Origin of the sequence: Streptosporangium saharense, assembly GCF_014203715.1 — a bacterium.
GTDB classification, from domain to species: Bacteria; Actinomycetota; Actinomycetes; order Streptosporangiales; family Streptosporangiaceae; genus Streptosporangium; species Streptosporangium saharense.
The window spans coordinates 355,230-373,869 of sequence record NZ_JACHJP010000003.1 but is presented as its reverse complement, the minus strand read 5'-3'; the positions used below and the strand labels follow the sequence as shown (position 1 = coordinate 373,869).

The 18,640-nt window shown below is 71.7% G+C and carries 18 protein-coding genes; 9 read left to right on the top strand and 9 right to left on the bottom strand.

The genetic code is table 11. The annotated features are described in order from the left end of the window. Nucleotides 1–76 precede the first annotated feature (76 nt). Together FHS44_RS17675 and FHS44_RS17670 are read left to right on the top strand one after the other, a co-directional pair. Complete coding sequence (locus FHS44_RS17675) at nt 77–1,525, top strand: ankyrin repeat domain-containing protein (RefSeq protein ID WP_184715952.1); 1,449 nt, start codon at nt 77–79, stop codon at nt 1,523–1,525. A 13-nt stretch (nt 1,526–1,538) separates the two neighbouring features. Next, a complete protein-coding gene (locus FHS44_RS17670; RefSeq protein ID WP_221460927.1) occupies nt 1,539–3,161 on the top strand; it encodes an isovaleryl-CoA dehydrogenase in 1,623 nt (540 codons plus the stop codon). Here the strand turns inward: FHS44_RS17670 and FHS44_RS17665 are convergent. Then, nucleotides 3,154–3,753, bottom strand: a complete 600-nt coding sequence (locus FHS44_RS17665; protein ID WP_184715948.1) for a hypothetical protein — start codon at nt 3,751–3,753, stop codon at nt 3,154–3,156. The two genes, FHS44_RS17670 and FHS44_RS17665, sit on opposite strands and share 8 nt — an antisense overlap. Before the next feature lie 195 nt (nt 3,754–3,948). Between FHS44_RS17665 and FHS44_RS17660 the strand changes: the two genes are divergently transcribed. Then, nucleotides 3,949–4,500 (top strand): hypothetical protein, encoded by a 552-nt coding sequence (locus FHS44_RS17660; protein ID WP_184715946.1) that lies wholly within the window; start codon nt 3,949–3,951, stop codon nt 4,498–4,500. 57 nt (nt 4,501–4,557) lie between these two features. Here FHS44_RS17660 and FHS44_RS17655 read toward each other — a convergent pair whose 3' ends face one another. Continuing rightward, nucleotides 4,558–5,655, bottom strand: coding sequence for a hypothetical protein (locus FHS44_RS17655; protein WP_184715944.1), 1,098 nt, complete (start codon nt 5,653–5,655; stop codon nt 4,558–4,560). Further along, on the bottom strand, nt 5,652–6,185 hold the full coding sequence (locus tag FHS44_RS17650) for an RNA polymerase sigma factor (protein WP_184715941.1): 534 nt from the start codon (nt 6,183–6,185) through the stop codon (nt 5,652–5,654). The genes FHS44_RS17655 and FHS44_RS17650 overlap by 4 nt, the downstream gene beginning before the upstream one ends. Before the next feature lie 198 nt (nt 6,186–6,383). Here FHS44_RS17650 and FHS44_RS17645 point away from each other — a divergent pair, with 198 nt between their 5' ends. After that, a complete protein-coding gene (locus FHS44_RS17645; RefSeq protein WP_184715940.1) occupies nt 6,384–6,812 on the top strand; it encodes an OsmC family protein in 429 nt (142 codons plus the stop codon). Nucleotides 6,813–7,098: 286 nt separating this feature from the next. Beyond that, the gene (gene glgX, locus FHS44_RS17640) at nt 7,099–9,201 is read left to right on the top strand and encodes a glycogen debranching protein GlgX (RefSeq protein WP_184715938.1); all 2,103 of its coding nucleotides are present in this window, start codon (nt 7,099–7,101) and stop codon (nt 9,199–9,201) included. Here the strand turns inward: glgX and FHS44_RS17635 are convergent. Further along, nucleotides 9,198–9,617 carry a hypothetical protein gene (locus tag FHS44_RS17635; protein ID WP_246435611.1) on the bottom strand — a complete coding sequence of 140 codons (420 nt, stop codon included), beginning with the start codon at nt 9,615–9,617 and terminating at the stop codon, nt 9,198–9,200. The genes glgX and FHS44_RS17635 overlap by 4 nt on opposite strands. 85 nt (nt 9,618–9,702) lie before the next feature. Here FHS44_RS17635 and FHS44_RS17630 point away from each other — a divergent pair, with 85 nt between their 5' ends. Then, complete coding sequence (locus tag FHS44_RS17630; RefSeq protein ID WP_184715935.1) at nt 9,703–10,425, top strand: pyrimidine reductase family protein; 723 nt, start codon at nt 9,703–9,705, stop codon at nt 10,423–10,425. Nucleotides 10,426–10,466: 41 nt separating this feature from the next. After that, nucleotides 10,467–11,504 carry an ATP-dependent DNA ligase gene (locus tag FHS44_RS17625; RefSeq protein ID WP_184715933.1) on the top strand — a complete coding sequence of 346 codons (1,038 nt, stop codon included), beginning with the start codon at nt 10,467–10,469 and terminating at the stop codon, nt 11,502–11,504. On the opposite strand, the gene ligD is transcribed toward FHS44_RS17625, so the two are convergent. Further along, nucleotides 11,501–12,499, bottom strand: a complete 999-nt coding sequence (ligD, locus tag FHS44_RS17620; protein ID WP_184715931.1) for a non-homologous end-joining DNA ligase — start codon at nt 12,497–12,499, stop codon at nt 11,501–11,503. The genes FHS44_RS17625 and ligD overlap by 4 nt on opposite strands. Nucleotides 12,500–12,870: 371 nt before the next feature. Here ligD and msrB point away from each other — a divergent pair, with 371 nt between their 5' ends. After that, nucleotides 12,871–13,272, top strand: coding sequence for a peptide-methionine (R)-S-oxide reductase MsrB (msrB, locus tag FHS44_RS17615; protein ID WP_184715929.1), 402 nt, complete (start codon nt 12,871–12,873; stop codon nt 13,270–13,272). A 333-nt stretch (nt 13,273–13,605) separates the two neighbouring features. On the opposite strand, the gene FHS44_RS17610 is transcribed toward msrB, so the two are convergent. The 3 genes from FHS44_RS17610 to hemG all read right to left on the bottom strand — a co-directional run bounded on the left by FHS44_RS17610 (nt 13,606) and on the right by hemG (nt 16,365). Continuing rightward, nucleotides 13,606–14,181: a hypothetical protein gene (locus tag FHS44_RS17610; protein WP_184715927.1), complete on the bottom strand. Its 576-nt coding sequence runs from the start codon at nt 14,179–14,181 to the stop codon at nt 13,606–13,608. Nucleotides 14,182–14,221: 40 nt separating this feature from the next. Beyond that, complete coding sequence (gene hemQ, locus FHS44_RS17605) at nt 14,222–14,863, bottom strand: hydrogen peroxide-dependent heme synthase (protein WP_184716615.1); 642 nt, start codon at nt 14,861–14,863, stop codon at nt 14,222–14,224. 62 nt (nt 14,864–14,925) lie between these two features. Then, entirely contained in the window at nt 14,926–16,365 is a 1,440-nt protein-coding gene (hemG, locus tag FHS44_RS17600; protein WP_184715925.1) for a protoporphyrinogen oxidase, read from the bottom strand. Between the two features lie 130 nt (nt 16,366–16,495). Here hemG and FHS44_RS17595 point away from each other — a divergent pair, with 130 nt between their 5' ends. Further along, entirely contained in the window at nt 16,496–17,416 is a 921-nt protein-coding gene (locus FHS44_RS17595; protein ID WP_184715923.1) for a DUF4349 domain-containing protein, read from the top strand. Between the two features lie 4 nt (nt 17,417–17,420). Here FHS44_RS17595 and hemE read toward each other — a convergent pair whose 3' ends face one another. After that, the gene (hemE, locus tag FHS44_RS17590) at nt 17,421–18,458 is read right to left on the bottom strand and encodes a uroporphyrinogen decarboxylase (RefSeq protein ID WP_184715921.1); all 1,038 of its coding nucleotides are present in this window, start codon (nt 18,456–18,458) and stop codon (nt 17,421–17,423) included. Between the last annotated feature and the right edge of the window lie 182 nt (nt 18,459–18,640).

Here is an 18,640-nt window from a genome sequence, read left to right as displayed (position 1 = left end):
TTTTCCGGAAAATGGCTCCTCCCTGAGGAGGACATGGCCACCCCGGGAGCCGACGGGAACAGGCTAGGGTCCCCTCATGTACCAAGAACTTCTTGATGCGGCCACCCGCGGCGACGCCGAGCTCGTCGAGCGCCTGCTCCGGGACGGTACCGGCCCCGACCCCGAGACGGCCGGGCACAGCACGGCGCTGTACGCCGCCGCGGCGGGCGGCAGGACGGCGGTCGTCGAGGCGTTGCTGGCACACGGGGCCGACCCGGGCAGGATCAGCGGCGGCGAGGAGGAGGGGCTGCCCCTGGGCGCGGCCGCCGCCCTGGGCCACGTGGAGACCGTACGCGCCCTGCTCGGCGCCGGAGCCGACCCCACGGCCAAGGAGGAGGGCGGCTGGACCGCGCTGCTCTGGGCCGCCTCGAACGGCCGGGACGAGGCCCTCACGGTGCTGCTCGACGCCGGGGCCGACCCCGAGGAGGCCAACGACAGCGGCGAGACCGCGCTCACCCTGGCCGCCAGGCGCGGGGCGCTCGGCGCGGTCCGGGTGCTCCTCGATCGCGGGGCCCAGGCCGACAGGCCGGACGGCGAGGGCGACACCCCGCTGGCCATCGCCTACGACTGGCTGGGCACCCAGCTGGAGAGCGCGCTGCTCGAACAGCTCACCGAGCAGGTCCCCGAGGACTCCCAGTTCGTCGTGGGCCGCAGCCGCGCCTCCGACGGCACCGACCTGGTGACCGTCGCCGCCGTGAACCAGGACGGGGAACGGCTGGCCGAGCTGCGCTGCCAGCGCGGTCACGCGGCCGTGGCGACCCTCCTTGAGGAGGCGACCGACCAGCTGCCCGGCGTCGAGACGCTCGTCGAGCGGGCGCTGCCGTACCGGGACGTCGACGAGGAGGCGGAGACCTGGTGGGCGATCGCGAGCGCGCTGAGCAGGCGGGGGGACGAGGAGACGTTCGAGGCGGTGGCGCGGCTGTGCGTCAGTGAGGACCCGCGCAGGCGGGAGTTCGGCGTCGACGTGCTCGCCGAGTTCGGCTTCACCGAAGAGGAGCGGCCCTTCCTCGACAGGACGCTGCCGATCCTGCGGCGGATGGCCGCGACCGAGGGCGACGAGCGGGTGCTGCGCTCGGTGCTCGGCGCGCTCGGCCACCACGCCGACTCCCGCGCCCTGCCCGAGGTGCTGGAGATCGTCACCTCCCCCGGCTGGACCCGCACCCAGGCCGATCCGGCCGCGCTGGCCGCGGTGCTGCCGCCCGGCCACGTCGAGGGGCTCGCGCTGCTGATCTCGATGAGCGAGGACCCCGACGCGGAGGTGCGCGAGTGGGCGACCATGGGCCTGGCCGGGCTCGCCGAGGACGCTGAGCCGATCCGCGACGCGCTGGCCGCGCGGCTCGACGACGAGGACCTGAGCACGGTGGCCGAGGCGACGCACGGCCTGCTGCTGCGCGGCGACCCCAGGGCTGCGCGGGGGACGGAGCGGGTCCTCGCCGAGAGCGACGAGGACGACGACTACCTGCGCGACCTGGTCAAGGGAGCCTGACCCGCCACGGAGGATGCGGATGACCCACGACGTCTTCAACCAGGTTCCGCCGCTCACCGGGCACGACGTGTCCGCCGACGCCGCCCTGACGGCCGGGGTCGAGCGCGAGGGGGCGGGCTGGGCGATCGGTGAGCTGCGCGCGCTGGGCACGCTCGCGGGCTCGGAGCGGGCCATCGAGTGGGGACGGCTGGCCAACGAGCATCCGCCGGTCCTGCGTACCCACGACGCCGGGGGTCACCGGATCGACGAGGTCGAGTTCCATCCCTCCTGGCACGAGCTGATGGCCGCGGCGGTGGGTGAGGGCCTGCACGCCGCCCCCTGGGCGAGCGCGGCGCCCGGCGCGCACGTGGCCCGCGCCGCCAAGTTCTACCTCTGGAGCCAGGTCGAGGCGGGGCACGGCTGCCCGGTCTCGATGACCTACGCCTCGGTCGCGGCGCTGCGCCACGCCCCCGCGCTCGCCGCCGCGTGGGAGCCGCTGCTGACCTCACGGAGCTACGACTTCGGGCTGCGCCCGCCGCTGGGCAAGCGCGGGGTGCTCGCCGGGATGGCGATGACCGAGAAGCAGGGCGGCTCCGACGTCCGGGCGGGCACCACGAGGGCCGAGCCCCTGGCCGACGGCGGTTACGCGCTGACCGGCCACAAGTGGTTCAACTCGGCGCCGATGTGCGACGTGTTCCTGGTGCTCGCCCAGGCGCCGGGGGGCCTGACCTGCTTCCTGCTGCCCCGCGTCCTGCCCGACGGGACCCGCAACGCCATGCGCCTGATGCGGCTGAAGGACAAGCTGGGCAACCGGTCGAACGCCAGCGCCGAGGTGGAGTACGACGGGGCGCTCGCCTGGCCGGTCGGCGAGGAGGGGCGGGGCGTGCGGACCATCCTGGAGATGGTGAACATGACCCGCCTCGACTGCGTGATCGGTTCGGCCGCCGGGATGAGACACGGGGCGGTCAGGGCCGTCCACCACGCCGGGCACCGCAGCGCCTTCGGCAGGAGGCTGGCCGACCAGCCGCTGATGCGCAACGTCCTGGCCGACCTCGTCCTGGAGTCCGAGGCCGCGACCACCCTGATGACCCGGCTCGCCGGGGCCACCGACCGGGCCGTCGCCGGGAACCCGGCCGAGGCCGCGCTGCGCCGTACCGCACTGGCCGTCGCGAAGTACTGGGTGTGCAAACGCGCCCCCGCCCACGCGGCCGAGGCGATGGAGTGCCTGGGCGGCAACGGCTACGTCGAGGACTCCCAGATGCCCAGACTGCTGCGCGAGTCACCCCTCAACGGCATCTGGGAGGGCTCGGGAAACGTCGCGGCGCTGGACGTGCTGAGAGTGACGCTGAAGGAACCCGGTGCGATCGAGGCCTACTTCGCCGAGGTCGAACTCGCCTCCGGCGCCGACGGGCACCTGGACGCGGCGATCGTACGGCTGCGCGCCCTGCTCGGCTCGCGACCGGACGAGACGAGTGCCCGCAGGGTCGCCGAGGACATGGCGCTGGTCCTGCAGGGCTCCCTTCTCGTACGGCACGCGCCCCCGGCCGTCGCCGACGCCTTCTGCGCCTCCCGGCTGGCCGGTGAGGGGGGTCGCGCCTTCGGCACGCTGCCCTCCAGGCTCGATCTGGAGGGGATCGTCGGCAGGGCGGTCATCTGACCCAGCCCTGGCGGCGCTGGTGGTAGGCCGCGACGGCCGCCGCGCTCTGGACGTCGTCGGCGAGCAGCCTGGTCAGCCGGTCGAGCCGGTTGGCGGCGCACAGGGCGTAGCTCTCCGCCCACCACTCGGCCGGGCAGTCGCGGTAGCGGTCGAGGACCAGCAGGGGGCGGCAGAACCGCATGATCCGCCGCCACTCGGGGGTCTCGTCCGTCTCGTCCAGCTGGCACAGGACGTGGCCGATCATGTGGTGGACCAGCGAGCCCGACGAGTGCGCCCCGCCCGTGACGATGATCGTGCGCCCCATGTGGATGCCCGCCGACTCCGCCGCGACCCGCGCGTCGCAGGAGTCGTCGGGCTCCGGCGGCTCGGGCAGCAGGTCGGCACCGAGCCAGATGCCGTCGAGGTCCTCGGCCAGCCTGGTCGCCAGGTGGACCGGCATGCTCGCCAGCTCGTCGACCGCGGCCACCAGCTCCCTGCGCGGTGTCCCCGTCCAACGCCGGTGGATCACCCGTTCCAGCACCCCGCAGTCACGGCTGCCGTCCCGTGGCAGCGGATCGCGGTGGCCGGTGCGGGTCGATGCGGGGGTCCTCATCCGAAGCGCTCCGTCCTGACAAAGAAATGCTCTCCGGTGGTAAACGTCCGTCGCGGCGGGGTTCATTACGGGCGGCGGGCGGATATTCATTGATCCGCGAGGGCGAGAAGCGGCCCCTCCCCGGTGGGCGCGCCTTTTCGGCCCGTCCTCCGCCCTCGGAAGACGGCCGGTTCAACCCCCACCGAAGGATCGAACATGACGACCAGCCAGATAGCCCTGGGGACGGTGTGCGGTGCGCTGTCCTGCCTGCTCACGGGCCCGCCGACCGCACCGGTTCCGCCCGCGGTGGAACGTCTCACGCCGTGTCAGGCCGACGTCGCGCGGGCGGTCGCCGAGCAGCTCGCCAGGGCGCCAAGGGGGCGTTTCACGCCGCCGGACACGCTCTCCTACGACGGCGGCGCCGAGGTGATCACCTTCAGGCCGCCCTCGTGCGGTCCGGCGCGGCGCGGCGCCGAGGACGACTGCGACGAGGACGGCGTCCCGGGAAACGCGGTCTGCCTCTACGACCGCAGGGCGTTCGAGGGGTCACGGCAGGCGATCAAGGTGCCGGGGCCGCGAAGGCTCAGCGGGACCGGCCTGTTCATGTCGCTCAGGAACGACCGCCCCTTCGTCTTCCTCGTCAAACGGAGCAGGGACGACGGGGGGACCTGTTTCCCCGGTGGGGCGAGGTCCGGCAACCTGCGGGGCGTGGCCGACCAGCGCTGGGTGAACGCCCACCCCAGTCTGCGCGCGTGCCCCTCGCTGTGAAGGGGCGGCGGCGCCGTACGGCTTGGGCGGGAGTCCACCGTACGGCGCCGCCGCCGGTCATGAGGTCCGGCCGGGTTCCGTGACCCACCGGGCGGTGAGGTAGGTCCGGTACTCCTCGACGGCCGGGTGGGGCTCCCCCGCGTCCCCGAGCCTGATCAGCTCGGTCGCGAGGAGGCGCCCGGTCACCGTGCTGACGACGAACACCCCGAGCAGCGGCCCGTCCTCGAACCCGAAGGCCTGTCCCGGCCTGCCGTTGCGGTCCCTGATCCGCCCGATGGCCCGCAGGTCGTCCTGGGCGGCGAGGGTCCGCCACAGCGCGGCGCGCAGGCCCGGCCCGACCACGTCGTGGGAGTGCAGGTCCTCCACAGCCCTGACCAGGCGGTGGGTGCGCGTCATGCCCGCCTGCGGCTCACCGTCGAGCAACTGGTCGCGCAGCTCCTCCCGGGAGCGCGACAGCGTGGCCGCCCTCGGGCCGAGGTCGGCCACGTCGCCGGTCTCACTGCTGGTCTCGCCACCCCCGGTGGGTGTCACCTGACCGGCCGTGGGGGCGATGCCCGCCCAGCCGGCGTCCCCGAACGGCCTGCCCGGCCTGCGGGTCCTGAGGTAGGTGCCCTGCCCGTTCTCCGGCGTCCAGCGGCTGACGACCCACGGGACCATCCGCGAGGTCGTGCCGTCCCGGGTGACGCTGGTCGCCAGCAGCCACTCCTCGGTCTCGACGTAGCTCCAGGCCCCCTCGTCCCGGTCGGGAAGGGAGCCGGAGAGCCGCGCCAGGCCGAGCAGCCCGGCCGCGGCGCCGGGGAAGGACGACATCGGGCGGGGCGGGTCACGCAGCGGCTCGCTCGCGGACAGGTGAACGATCCGCGCGAGGTCCTCGGTGATGGGCGGCCCGGTGCGCGGCGCGGCCGGGGCGCTCTGGTCTCCCGTCTGCCCCTTCGGGGCGATCCTCGGCAGGACCGCCACCGCGACGGCCGCCGCGAGCAGGGCGACCGCCAGGGCCGAGCCCCTGCCCCGTGACCGCCGGGGGGCGCCCTCGCTCATGATCCGCCGCAGGACCTCCTCCTGCCCGTCGCCCATCAGCCGCCGCGCCTCGTGCGGGGGCACCGGGTTGCGGCGGACCATGAACTCGCGGAACCTGTCGCGTCCCCGCGCCCTCACCGGCCCGCCTCCTCGCACCACAGGCACATGCCGCGCAGCATGTCGGCCAGCCGCGTGCGGGCCCGGCACAGCCGTACCCTGACCGCGTTCGGCGTCAGGCCGAGGACCCCGCCGATCTCCTCGATCGCGAGGTCCTCCCAGTAGTGCAGGCGGAGTATCTCCCCGTCCTTGGGGCGCAGGCGCGCCATGGCCGTCTCCATCGCGGTCCTGACCTCTTCCTCGTCGTGTGTCCCGTCACCGGAAAGCTCCGGTGGCAGTTGTCTCAGCAGTGCCATGAGGCGCTGCCTGCGTCCCTCGCCGCGGGTGGCGTTGCGCACGTGCCCCCAGGCGACGCGGTACAGCCAGGCGACGACGGCGCGGTCGTCGTCCCTGGGGATCCTGTTCCTCGTGCGCCAGGCGGTCTGGAAGGTGCACGAGGCGACGTCGTCGGCCCCGGTGAGGCCGACCCGGCGGGCGGCGTAGGCCCAGACGGGCTCGTAGAAGGCGCGGAACATCTCCTCGAACCACTTCTCCTCGTCCTCCTCCGGCACCCTCGCCCCTCCCCAACCCGGTGTCATGTCTCTTACGTCCACCACCAAGGGTTCGATTACAGATTCCACAGAGAAGGTAACGCCAGGTGACCGGAACGCCCCGGGACGGGGGCGACGGGCGGCTCCGGGGACGAGCCTCGTGATCTCGGCGAGTAGGGTCGTTCCTGGTTAACGCATCGTGATCGAAAGGACATCGCCATGGCGACGACACGTACCGCGACGACCCAGTGGCAGGGCTCGCTCCTCGAAGGATCGGGCACCGTCTCGCTGGACTCGTCCAAGGTGGGCACGTTCGACGTGTCCTGGCCCTCAAGGGCCGAGCAGGCCAACGGCAAGACCTCGCCCGAGGAGCTCATCGCGGCGGCGCACTCCTCCTGCTTCTCGATGGCCCTGTCCCACGGCCTGGCCCAGGCGGGCACCCCGCCGCAGTCCCTGGAGACCAGGGCCGAGGTGACCTTCCAGCCGGGCGAGGGCATCACGGGGATCGTCATCTCCGTCCGCGGTCAGGTCCCCGGCCTGTCGGCGGAGGACTTCCAGAAGGCCGCCGAGACCGCCAAGGCCAACTGCCCGGTGAGCAAGGCCCTTTCCGGCACCACGATCAGCCTGAACGCCGAACTGGTCAGCTGATCGGCCTGTGTCTTCCGGCCGTGCCCGTCGTGACGGCGCGGCCGGGAGACCCGCGTGATGCGGCAAAAGCGCAGGTTAAAGCCTTGTGTCCAGGCGTTCCACCCGGTGACTTCCGGCACGTACACTCAGGCGACCCCCACTCATCCGGGCGGGCCGTCCTCCGTCAGCGGCCTCCGTCCGGCCGAGACCGTTACTCGTGAGCTCCCCGCCGCCTCCCCTCCGTGTTTCCCGGAACCAGGGCGAGGAGAGCGACACGAGGGCCTAGCTGAGGAAGATTGAGGGCCGCATGCGCGAGATCTGGCCGGGAGAGCCGTACCCCCTGGGCGGCACGTGGGACGGCGCGGGAACCGGCTTCTCGCTGTTCTCCGAGATCGCCGAGCGCGTCGAGCTGTGCCTCTTCGACGACCACGGCCGTGAGGAGCGCGTCGATCTGCCCGAGGTCGAGGGTTTCGTCTGGCACGGCTACTTCCCCGGTGTCACCCCCGGCCAGCGGTACGGCTACCGCGTGCACGGCCCCTACGACCCCTCGCGCGGCCATCGCTGCAACCCCGCGAAGCTGCTGCTCGACCCCTACGCCAAGGCGGTCGAGGGCGAGCTGAGGTGGAACGAGTCGCTGTTCTCCTATCCGTTCACCGACCCGGCCAGCAGGAACGACGACGACAGCGCCCCCTTCATGCCGAAGAACGTGGTGGTCAACCCGTTCTTCGACTGGGGAAACGACCGTCCGCCCCGCACGCCGTACCACCAGACCGTGATCTATGAGGCGCACGTGCGGGGGCTCACCATGCGCCACCCCGCGGTGCCGCCGGAGCAGCGCGGCACCTACGCGGGGCTGGCGCACCCGGCGGTCATCGACCACCTGCTGACCCTGGGCGTCACGGCGGTCGAGCTGATGCCGGTGCACCAGTTCGTGCCCGAGCACGCGATGGTCGCCAGGGGACTGACGAACTACTGGGGTTACAACACGATCGCCTACCTGGCCCCGCACGCCGACTACTCAAGCTCGGGGCAGCGCGGGCAGCAGGTGCAGGAGTTCAAGGCGATGGTGCGGGCGCTGCACGACGCCGGGATCGAGGTCATCCTCGACGTGGTCTACAACCACACGGCCGAGGGCGACCACATGGGGCCGACGCTGGGTTTCCGCGGCATCGACAACGCGGCCTACTACCGGCTGCACGACGGGGACCGGCGCTACTACCTCGACTACACCGGCTGCGGCAACTCCCTCAACGTCCGCTCCCCGCACGCGCTGCAGCTCATCATGGACTCGCTGCGCTACTGGGTCCTGGAGATGCACGTGGACGGCTTCCGGTTCGACCTGGCCTCGGCCCTGGCCCGTGAGCTGCACGACGTGGACCGGCTGAGCGCCTTCTTCGACCTGATCCAGCAGGACCCGGTCATCTCCCAGGCGAAGCTGATCGCCGAACCGTGGGACGTGGGCCCCGGCGGCTACCAGGTCGGCAACTTCCCGCCGCTGTGGACCGAGTGGAACGGCAAGTACCGCGACAGCGTCCGTGACTTCTGGCGCGGCAACGGCTCGGCGCTGCCCGAGCTGGCCTCGCGGCTGACCGGCTCGGCCGACCTGTACGCCACCTCGGGGCGCCGTCCCGTCGCCTCCATCAACTTCGTCACCTGTCACGACGGTTTCCCCCTCACCGACCTGGTCTCCTACGACCGCAAGCACAACGAGGCCAACGGCGAGGAGAACCGCGACGGCACCGACGACAACCGCTCGTGGAACTGCGGCGCGGAGGGGCCGACCGACGACCCGGAGATCACCGCCCTGCGCCACCGCCAGCGCCGCAACCTCCTGACCACGCTGTTCGTCTCCCAGGGCGTGCCGATGCTGCTGGCCGGTGACGAGTTCGGCAGGACCCAGGGCGGCAACAACAACGCCTACTGCCAGGACAACGAGATCTCCTGGATCGACTGGTCCCCGGCCGGGACCGACAAGGAGCTGCTCGACTTCGTCAGGAGCCTGTCGGAGCTGCGGCGCGAGCACCCCGTCTTCCGGCGGCGCCGCTTCTTCCACGGCCGCAGAGCCGAGGACGGCACCCGCGACATCGTGTGGTTCACCCCCTCGGGCGAGGAGATGTCGGCCGCCGACTGGCACACCGGCTACGCCAAGTCGCTGACCGTCTTCCTGAACGGCTCGGCCATCACCGAACCGGGCCCACGCGGCGAGACGATCGTGGACGACTCGTTCCTCCTCTTGATCAACGGCCACCACGAGGACCTGGCCTTCACGATCCCTGACGGGAGGTACGGCGCGCACTGGCAGCCGGTGCTGAACACCGCCGAGGAGAACGACGCCACGACCTGGCCCCCCGACGCCCACGTCCCCGTGACCTCCCGCTCGATCAGAATCCTGCGCTGTCCCCGTCCCTAGACCCTGGTGAGCAGGAGGAGGACGAAGGTGGTCAGGCCGCCTGTCAGGTGGAGGAGGGCGGTGAGGAGGGGTAGGGGCTGGTCGGCGCCTCGGGCGTGGCGACCGCCGCCGAGCCAGCGGGTGGACATGGTGAAGCCGAGCAGGGCCGTCAGCGCCAGGGCCCCGAACGCCAGCCAGGCCAGGATCCGGTGCGAGGTGGTCAGGTAGGCGCCCCAGCAGCCCAGGGCCGTCAGGGCCAGGGCCGGGTGGGCGAAGAGCAGCACGGCGGGGAAGCGGGTGACCTTCGCCGCCTGGCGCCGTGGCCCGCCGTGGGAGAGCCACAACCGCAGCAGGCGGATCCCGAGCATCGCGGTGATCAACCACGTCACGATCGCGGCCAGCCCCACACTGCCTCCCGGTCTCTTTCGCCGCATCATGTAACGTCACTCGCCCCGTTTTCACCGGAAGTGTCGAATCCGTTACCGAACGCGCTTATGGGATGGCCTGTGGAAGGCTGGGGGGATGCGCCTTATCCATCCGGTGGCCTCCGACGAGGTCGATCTCGCCCGGCTCTACGCCTATCCGCGTCAGCGGTGTGTCCGGCTCAACATGGTGGCCAGCGCCGACGGGGCCGCCTGGCTCGACGGGCTGTCCGGGGGGCTGTCGGGGCGCGGCGACAAGCGGATCTTCGGGGTGCTGCGCGGGCAGGCCGACGTCGTCCTGGCCGGGGCGACGACGGTCAGGGCCGAGGGGTACGGCCCCGCCAGGCCCAGGGAGTCGTGGCGCCCCCTGCGTGAGGGCCGTCCCCCGGCGCCCCCGGTCGCCGTGCTCACCCGGCTGCTCGACCTGGACCCGAAGAGCGCGCTGTTCACCGAGGCCGAGCCGTACGCCAGGACGATCGTCGTCACCTGTGAGGCCGCGCCCGCCGAACGGCGGGAGGAGATGGCCGGGGTCGCCGAGGTGATCGTGGCCGGGGGCGACCGGATCGACCTGGCCGCGGCGCTGGCGGAGCTGGCCTCACGCGGGCTGGGACGGGTGCTGTGCGAGGGCGGCCCCAAGGTCAACGCCCAGCTCGCCGAAGCCGACCTGGTCGACGAGCTGTGCCTGACGGTGAGCCCGCTGCTGACCGGGGGCGCCGCGGCGCGCATCCTCAACGGTCCCCCCGCGTCCGTCCGGCTGGACCTGGCCCACGTCCTGGAGGAGGACGGATTCCTGTTCACCAGGTATGTCCGTCCTCTCCGGTAGAAAGGTCAGGCGAGCCCCACGAACGGACGACGAGGAGTGACATGAACCTGCCGCTGCGGCCCCCGGTAGCGCCGATGCTGGCCAAGGCCGTCAAGTCCCTGCCGCCGCAGGACGGCGCCATGCTCTACGAGCCGAAGTGGGACGGCTACCGCTGCATCGTCTTCCGCGACGGCGACGAGGTCTATCTCGGCAGCCGCAACGAGCGGCCGTTCACGCGTTACTTCCCCGAGCTGGTCGAGGCGGTGCGGGCCGAGCTGCCCGAGCGGGTGGTCGTGGACGGGGAGATCGTCATCAGGAGCGGCCAGACGCTTGACTTCGAGGCCCTGCAGCAGCGCATCCACCCGGCCGCCTCCCGGGTGAAGCTGCTGGCCGAGGAGACGCCCGCCTCGTTCATCGCCTTCGACCTGCTCGCTCTGGGCGACGAGTCCCTGGTCGAGGCCCCCTTCGCCGAGCGCAGGGCGCGCCTTGAGTCGATCTTCGGCAACGCTGGCCGGAGCGTACGGCTGACGCCGGTGACCACCTCGCAGGAGCGGGCGGCCGAGTGGTTCGAGACGTTCGAGGGCGCCGGGCTCGACGGCATCGTGGCCAAGCCAGGCGGCCTGCCGTACCAGCCGGACAAGAGGGTGATGTTCAAGGTCAGGCACGAGCGCACGGCCGACGCGGTGATCGCGGGCTACCGCGAGCACAAGTCGGGGCCGGTGGTCGGGTCGCTGCTGCTCGGCCTCTACGACGCCGAGGGCGCCCTCAAGCACGTCGGCGTCGCGGCGTCGTTCCCGATGAAGCGCAGGGCGGAGCTGGTCGATGAGCTGGCGCCGTACGTGAGCCAGGACGGCCACCCGTGGAGCGCCGAGTCCCTGCCGGGGGCGATCTCCAAGTGGAGCGCGACCAAGGACCTGTCGTTCGTGCCGCTGCGGCCCGAGCTGGTGATCGAGGTCGCCTACGACCACATGGAGGGCACGCGCTTCCGGCACACCGCCCACTTCCGCCGCTGGCGACCCGACCGCACCCCGGAGTCGTGCACGTTCGAGCAGCTCGAACAGCCCGTCTCCTACGACCTGGACGACATCCTGGCCCGTTAGTCCTCGCGTGCCTTGCTGGGCTGCACGCGCTTGGGCTCACCGGGCATCTTGGGGTAGTTGGGGGGATAGGGCAGGTCCTGGGCGCCGTCGCGCTCGTACCATTCGAGCAGCGGTTCGATCGAGAACGCCCGGTCGTCGATCGCGGCGTTCACGTCGCCCAGCTTGGCGAAGCGGGCCGGGACCGTACGAATGTCGAAGTCGCGCGGGTCGGCGTCGACGAGCTCCTCCCAGGTGAGCGGGGTCGAGACCGGGGCGTTCTCCTTGGCCCGCACCGAGTAGGCGGCGGCCAGGGTCCGGTCGCGGGCGTTCTGGTTGTAGTCGATGAAGATCCGCTCGCCCCGCTCCTCCTTCCACCAGGCGGTGGTGGCCAGGTGCGGCACCCGGCGTTCGACCTCGCGGGCGAAGGCGATGCCCGCGTGGCGCACCTGGATGAAGTCCCAGCGCGGCTCGATGCGCACGAGCACGTGGATGCCCCGGCCACCCGAGGTCTTGACGAAGCCGGTGACGCCGAGCTCCTGGAGGACCTCGCGGACCGTGAAGGCCACCTGCCGCGCCTCCTCGAAGCCCGTCCCCGGCTGCGGATCGACGTCGATGCGCAGTTCGTCGGGGTGCTCGGGGTCGCCGGAGCGCACGGGCCAGGGGTGGAAGTCGATGGTGCCGAGGTTGGCGCAGTAGGCGAGGGAGGCGATCTCGGTCACGCACAGCGCGTCGGCGGTGCGCCCGCTGGGGAAGCGGACCGTGGCCGTGCGCAGCCAGTCGGGCCGCTTGACGGGCATCCGCTTCTGGTAGATCTCCTCCCCCTCGATCCCGTCCGGGTAGCGCCTGAGGTGGGTCGGGCGGTCGTACAGGGCGCGCAGGGCACCCTCGCCCACGCTCACGTAGTACTCGACGAGCTCTCGCTTGGTCCCCCCGATGGCGGGAAAGTAGACCTTGTCGGGATTGGTGACCTTGATCACCCTGTCTCCGACAGTGAGTTCGATGTACGGCGACGGCATACGTCCGACCGTACCCTCCGGGAACCCTCCGGGGCCCGCTTCCGCCGCGCGAATCGCGTGGGGTGGGTCCGTCCCGGAGCCGCCGCGGCGGCGGGACCGCGTACTCGACGGGACGGACCACGTGACCATCCACCCGCTCTCCGGTCCGAGCGCTGGCGCGTCACCCGGCCGGCGGCGTTCTCGGCCGTCCCGTTGATCCCTGGACGACCGGGCGGACGGTCTCACCCTTCAACAGGAAGGTGAAATACCCCCCACACCCTTAAAGACGCCAAATAGGGCATAAATGGATGCTTCGCCCACAAGATTTTTCCTCCCGGGGTGTGCGGCGGGAACCGCTCGGGAACACCGCCGGGAGCGCATAGGCTTGAGATATGGAAAAGGTGGTCAAGAGCGACGCCGAGTGGCGTGTCCAGCTCTCTCCCGAGGAGTTCCACGTGCTCCGCCAGGCGGGCACGGAACGCCCCTTTACCGGCGAGTACGTCGACACCAAGACCGAGGGCGTCTACAGCTGCCGGGCCTGCGGGGCCGAGCTGTTCCGCTCGGACACCAAGTTCGACAGCCACTGCGGCTGGCCGAGCTTCTACGAGCCGTCGCAGTCCGACGCGGTGACCCTGATCGAGGACCGCTCGCTGGGCATGGCCCGGGTCGAGGTCCGGTGCGCGGCCTGTGACTCCCACCTCGGTCACGTCTTCCACGGCGAGGGCTACGGCACCCCGACCGACGACCGTTACTGCATCAACTCCGTGTCCCTGCGGCTCGAACCGGCCGAGTAACCGGCCGCGTTCCCCCCACCGGGCACCTCGCGTGCCCGGCCCCGGCGCCTCGCGGCGCGATCCCCCTTGGGAGAGCGAGGACGTCCGGTACGGCACAGCCTCATAACTCAAAGTACGTGGTCATCTCCGCAACGTGTTCTTGCCCAGGGAGCAGCCGTGCACCTCCGGCACAGGTGGGAGATCGTCGAGACCATTGGCCGGGTGGTCACCCAGCGCTGCAGGATCTGTGGCAAGACCAGGGTCCGGGTGAGATGACCGGCCACACCGCCCCGCCTCTCCCTCACCCGGGGACGGTCCAGGCACAGGGGCCGCCCCGGTTCGAGGACGGCCTCGTCACCTCGTCTCGGGGTAGGTGAGACGGCAGTCGTGGTCCTTGGGGCCAAGGATGTTCGCCAGGACGGGGTTGCCGTTCTCACCGAACCTCGCCTGGACGAAGACCACGGGGTTGGGGTCCCCGACCTCCCCGACGAGATAGTCACGGCCCGTCTCGCAGAGCTTGAGGGCCTGCTTGGAGTTGGTCGCCGACTCGGGCAGGTCCGTGTAGATGCGCAGGTAACCACCGACGACACGGATGTCCTTCAGCCGCTTGGTCGCCTTGTGCGCGACGAAGTAGGCCAGCGCCTGCTTGTCGGTGTGCTTGGACAGCCCCCCGGCCTTGGACTCCTCCCCCTTCTTCGCCTTGCGAGGTTTGTCCGCCTGCGGCTTGGCCGGTGGGACGGAAGGGAGGACGGTCACGATCGCCTGCGCCATCTCCTGCTGCTGGGTGGGCGTCCCCGGCCGCAGCAGCGAGCCGCCGAGCACCAGCAGTGCCGCGACCAGGGCGGCCGTCCCGATCAGGGGCCCGATGATCCGCGAGAGGCGGGACCGGCTCCTCCTGCGGCGGTTCCCGCCCCGTTCGCCGGTGACCACCGGTCTCCCTCCCGTTTTCTCGGTGTTCTGGTCCTGGGCCTCACGGCAGTGCGGCGATCAGCTCTCCGGGCTGCTTGCGGACGCCCGTGTAGAAGGGGATCTCCTCACGGGTGTGCAGCCTGGCCTTCGCCCCCCGCAGGGTCCGCATGAGATCGACGATGCGGTGCAGCTCGTCGGCCTCGAAGGCGAGCATCCACTCGTAGTCGTTCAGCGCGAAGCAGGCCACGGTGTTGGCCCTGACGTCGGGGTAGTCACGGGCCATCCTGCCGTGCTCGGCCAGCATCGCCCGGCGCTCGGCGTCCTCCAGGAGGTACCACTCCAGGGAGCGGACGAACGGGTAGACGCAGACGTATCCGCGCGGCTCCTCCTCGGCGAGGAAGGCCGGGATGTGCGACTTGTTGAACTCGGCGGGCCGGTGCAGCGCCATGACCGACCAGACAGGCTCGGCCAGCCGTCCCAGCTCGGTGCGGCGGAACCTGGAGTAGGTCTCCTGCAGGTCGTCGGCGGTCGGCGCGTGCCACCAGAACATGAAGTCGGCGTCCGCGCGGAACCCGGCCACGTCGTACAGGCCCCGGGTGACCACGTCCTTCTCCGCCACCTGGGCGAGGAGGTCCTCGACCTCGTCGGCCATGCCCTCGCGGTTGGCCGGGCAGCGATCGCGCAGCCGGAAGACCGACCACATGGTGTAGCGGATCACCTGGTTCAGGTCGCGTGCCTTCGGCCGCGGGTTCCCGTCCGTCGTCCTCACCCCTTCGTCAGTGAATCAGCTTTCCTGTGCCATTGTCCCGCCGGATCCAGGTGGTCCAGAATCCGGGCCGCCGCCGTACGGGCCGTCGCGACACAGGCGGGAACGCCCAGGCCGTCGTAGGCCGCGCCACACACGGCAAGGCCGGGATGCGGGGCGACGGCCGCGCGGACGCGGGCGACGCGGTCGAGGTGGCCGACGTCGTACTGCGGCAGGGAGCCGCCCCAGCGGGTCACCCGTGAGTCACGGGGCAGCCCGCGCGCCCCGGCGACCTCGGCCATCTCCTTCACCGCCAGGGCGACCAGCTCGGCGTCGTCGCGCTGCAGCAGCGCCTCCTCGCCGAGACGGCCGATGGAGCAGCGCAGCACGACCAGGCCGGGGTCGGCCTCGGCCAGGTGCGGCCACTTGACCGAGCTGAACGTGGCGGCCTTGACGGCGCGCCGCTCGACGGGCGGGACCAGGTAGCCACTGCCGGTCGGCGGCTCGGGGAAGGCGTCCCTGGAGTAGGCGAGCGTGACAACGGCCATGCTGGCGTACTCGATCCTGGACAGCTCGGCCGCGGCCCCTGGCACCTCGGCCGCGAGCAGACGGCTCGCCGCGGGGGCGGGCACCGCGACGATCACCGCGTCCGCCTCGATCACCTCCGGCTCGGGCACCGGTCCCGTGACCAGGCGCCAGCCGCCCTCGGTACGGCGCAGCTCCCTGACCGTGACCCCGGTCCTGATCTCCGCGCCGGAGGCCTCGGCGACGGCCGCGGGCAGGCTTCCCATGCCGCCGCGCAGCGTGGTGAAGATCGGCCCCTTCTGCTTGGGAGCGGTGGCGATCTCGCGGGCGGCGGTGAGCAGGGAGCGTTCCGACCTGGCCGCCGCGGCGACCGCGGGCATCGTGGCCTCAAGGGACAGGCGTTCCGCCCGGCCCGCGTAGACGCCGCCGAGCATCGGCTCGACCAGCCGCTCGACCACCTCCTCGCCCATCCTGGCCCGGACGTAGGCGGCGACGGAGACGTCGGTCGTGACGAGGGTGGCGGGCAGAATCCGGTCCATCGGGACGCGGGCGAGCCCCACGGGGCTCAGCACGCCCGACCTGGCCAGCGCCGCGAGGTCGGAGGGGACGCCCATGACCTGCCCGGCGGGCATCGCGCGCAGCGCGCCCCTGCTGAGGATGGACGCCCTGGTCGTCCCGGGGTCGCGCAGCTCTCCGCCGAGACCGACGGCCTCGGCCAGCGCCTTCCCCTCGGGGCGCCGCGCGAGCATGGCCTCCGCCCCGGCGTCCACCTGGACGCCCGCGACCTCCGAGGCGAACAGCTTGCCGCCGATCCGCCGGGCGCCGTCGAGCACGGTCACCCGGACGCCCTCACCGCCCTGCCTGAGGTACCACGCGGCCGCCAGACCCGCGATCCCCCCGCCGACGACCACCACATGGCACCGGTTGCCTTCCATGACTCCTGACCGTACCGCCCTCCATGGCCGCCCGCGTGTCCTGCCCTGCGCACCTGGCCGTACGAGGAACGTGACGCCATCGTGATCCCGCGGGCAAAACCACGCCGCCGTGGGGACCGTCTTCAGGGGCATGAGAAAACTCGCGTACGGCGTGTGCGTCGCGGCCATCGCGTTGTCCCTGTCGTCCTGTGCCGGATCGGGCTCCCAGGGGGTCCCGGACATGGGCGGCTCCGCGGAGCGGGCCGCCGCGCCGCTGGCCGCCGAGTACTCGCAGCGGAAGCCCGAGGCGGCTCCGAAGGACCAGGCAGGCAAGGAGCAGGTGAAGCTGGTCGCGCAGGACCAGGCGATCATCTACACGGCCGAGCTGACCGTCCGCGCCAAGGACGTCGTCACCGCGGCCGACACGGCGCGGCGGATCGTCACCGCGGCGGGCGGCCACCTGGCGACGGAGAAGTCGGACACCAGCTCCGGCGACCGCGCCTCGACCAGCCTGACCTTCAAGGTGCCGCCCACGGCCTATCCGGGGGTTCTGCAGCGCCTCGGCGGGGAGCTGGGCAGGCGCGAGTCGCTGCAGCAGAACACCGAGGACGTCACCGAGCAGGTCGCCGACGTGGAGAGCCGTCTCCGGTCGCAGCGGGCCGCGCTCGACTCGCTGCGCGCGCTGCTGAAGAAGGCCAAGACGATCGGCGAGGTGTTGGACGTCGAGCGGGAGGTCTCCTCCCGCGAGGCCGACCTTGAGTCGCTCCAGGCCCGGCAGAAGACCCTCGCCTCGCAGACGAGCATGGCGACGCTGACGCTGAACCTGATCGGTCCCGAGGTCACCGTCGAGGACCCCGAGGAGGACTCCCCCGGCTTCCTCGGTGGGCTTCGCTCCGGCTGGCGGGCCCTCGTCTCGGCCGTGGAGACCGGCCTCGTCGTCCTGGGCGCGCTGCTGCCCTGGCTGGCCGTGCTGGTCCTGCTCTGGCTGGCCGGGGCCTTCCTGCGGCGCCTGCTCAGGAGAGGGAAGCCCGCGCAGGCCGTACCGGATCAGGAGGAGCCCGAGGAGTCCTGACGGGTCAGCGGGCCGAGGTCTCGTGCACGAAGTCCGTCAGGCGGGCGAGCTGGTCGGGGTCGGTCGAGGGCAGCACGCCGTGGCCGAGGTTGAAGACGTGCCCCTCCGCCTTGGCGCCGCGCCGCAGGACGTCGGCGGCCCTGTGTTCGACGACCTCCCACGGGGCCAGCAGGGTCGCCGGGTCGAGGTTGCCCTGCAGCGCCCTGCCGGGGCCGACGCGCCTGGCGGCCTCGTCGAGCGGGACCCGCCAGTCGACGCCGACCACGTCAGCCCCGGCCTCGCCGAGCAGGCCGAGCAGCTCGCCGGTGCCGACGCCGAAGTGGATGCGCGGGATGCCGAGGTCGGCGAGGCCCTCGAAGATGCGGGTGGTGTACGGCATGACGAACTCGCGGTAGTCGTCGGGCGCGACGGCGCCGACCCACGAGTCGAAGAGCTGCACGGCCGAGGCCCCGGCGTCGGCCTGGACGCGCAGGAAGCCGACGGTGATGCCGGTCAGCCGCTCCATCAGGGCGTGCCACAGGTCGGGCCTGCCGTACATCATGGCCTTGGTGTGGTCGTGGTTCTTCGAGGGGCCGCCCTCGATGAGGTAGGAGGCCAGGGTGAACGGCGCGCCCGCGAAGCCGATGAGGGGGGTCGCGCCCAGCTCGGCGGTCAGGGCGCGGACGGCCTCGGTCACGTAGGAGACGTCGCCGGGCTCGATCGGGCGGAGCCTGGCGATCCCTTCGGCGTCCCTGATCGGCTCGGCGACGACGGGGCCGACGCCGGGCACGATGTCGAGGTCGATCCCGATGGCCCTGAGCGGCACCACGATGTCGCTGAAGAAGATCGCCGCGTCCACGCCGTAGCGGCGCACGGGCTGCATGGTGATCTCCACGATCAGGTCGGGGGTCGCGCACGCGGTGAGCATGGGCACCGTGCCACGCACCGCGCGGTACTCGGGCAGTGAGCGGCCCGCCTGCCGCATGAACCACACGGGGGTGTGCGGGACGGGCTGGCGGCGGCACGCGCGCAGGAACGGAGAGTCGACGAGCTCGGGAGTCACCACACCAGAGTGCCATGCCGGTGACGCGGTCGCTTCTTCACGGCTGCTCAGCGTCGATCTGGGTATGAAATCACCGGTTATTAAATGAGATCAGACCTAACAACGCCTAGACAGCTTCAAGTCATGATGACGATAGGGTTCTACCCGTTTCGAGCGCTTCGTCCGTTGTCTCGGGAGGCGGA

Coding starts and splice junctions, on each gene's coding strand:
- FHS44_RS17675 (WP_184715952.1), top strand. CDS start 77: ATGTACCAAGAACTTCTTGATGCGGCCACCCGCGGCGACGCCGAGCTC.
- FHS44_RS17670 (WP_221460927.1), top strand. CDS start 1,539: ATGCGGATGACCCACGACGTCTTCAACCAGGTTCCGCCGCTCACCGGG.
- FHS44_RS17665 (WP_184715948.1), bottom strand. CDS start 3,753: ATGAGGACCCCCGCATCGACCCGCACCGGCCACCGCGATCCGCTGCCA.
- FHS44_RS17660 (WP_184715946.1), top strand. CDS start 3,949: ATGACGACCAGCCAGATAGCCCTGGGGACGGTGTGCGGTGCGCTGTCC.
- FHS44_RS17645 (WP_184715940.1), top strand. CDS start 6,384: ATGGCGACGACACGTACCGCGACGACCCAGTGGCAGGGCTCGCTCCTC.
- glgX (WP_184715938.1), top strand. CDS start 7,099: ATGCGCGAGATCTGGCCGGGAGAGCCGTACCCCCTGGGCGGCACGTGG.
- FHS44_RS17635 (WP_246435611.1), bottom strand. CDS start 9,617: ATGATGCGGCGAAAGAGACCGGGAGGCAGTGTGGGGCTGGCCGCGATC.
- FHS44_RS17630 (WP_184715935.1), top strand. CDS start 9,703: ATGCGCCTTATCCATCCGGTGGCCTCCGACGAGGTCGATCTCGCCCGG.
- FHS44_RS17625 (WP_184715933.1), top strand. CDS start 10,467: ATGAACCTGCCGCTGCGGCCCCCGGTAGCGCCGATGCTGGCCAAGGCC.
- ligD (WP_184715931.1), bottom strand. CDS start 12,499: ATGCCGTCGCCGTACATCGAACTCACTGTCGGAGACAGGGTGATCAAG.
- msrB (WP_184715929.1), top strand. CDS start 12,871: ATGGAAAAGGTGGTCAAGAGCGACGCCGAGTGGCGTGTCCAGCTCTCT.
- hemQ (WP_184716615.1), bottom strand. CDS start 14,863: ATGTGGTCGGTCTTCCGGCTGCGCGATCGCTGCCCGGCCAACCGCGAG.
- hemG (WP_184715925.1), bottom strand. CDS start 16,365: ATGGAAGGCAACCGGTGCCATGTGGTGGTCGTCGGCGGGGGGATCGCG.
- FHS44_RS17595 (WP_184715923.1), top strand. CDS start 16,496: ATGAGAAAACTCGCGTACGGCGTGTGCGTCGCGGCCATCGCGTTGTCC.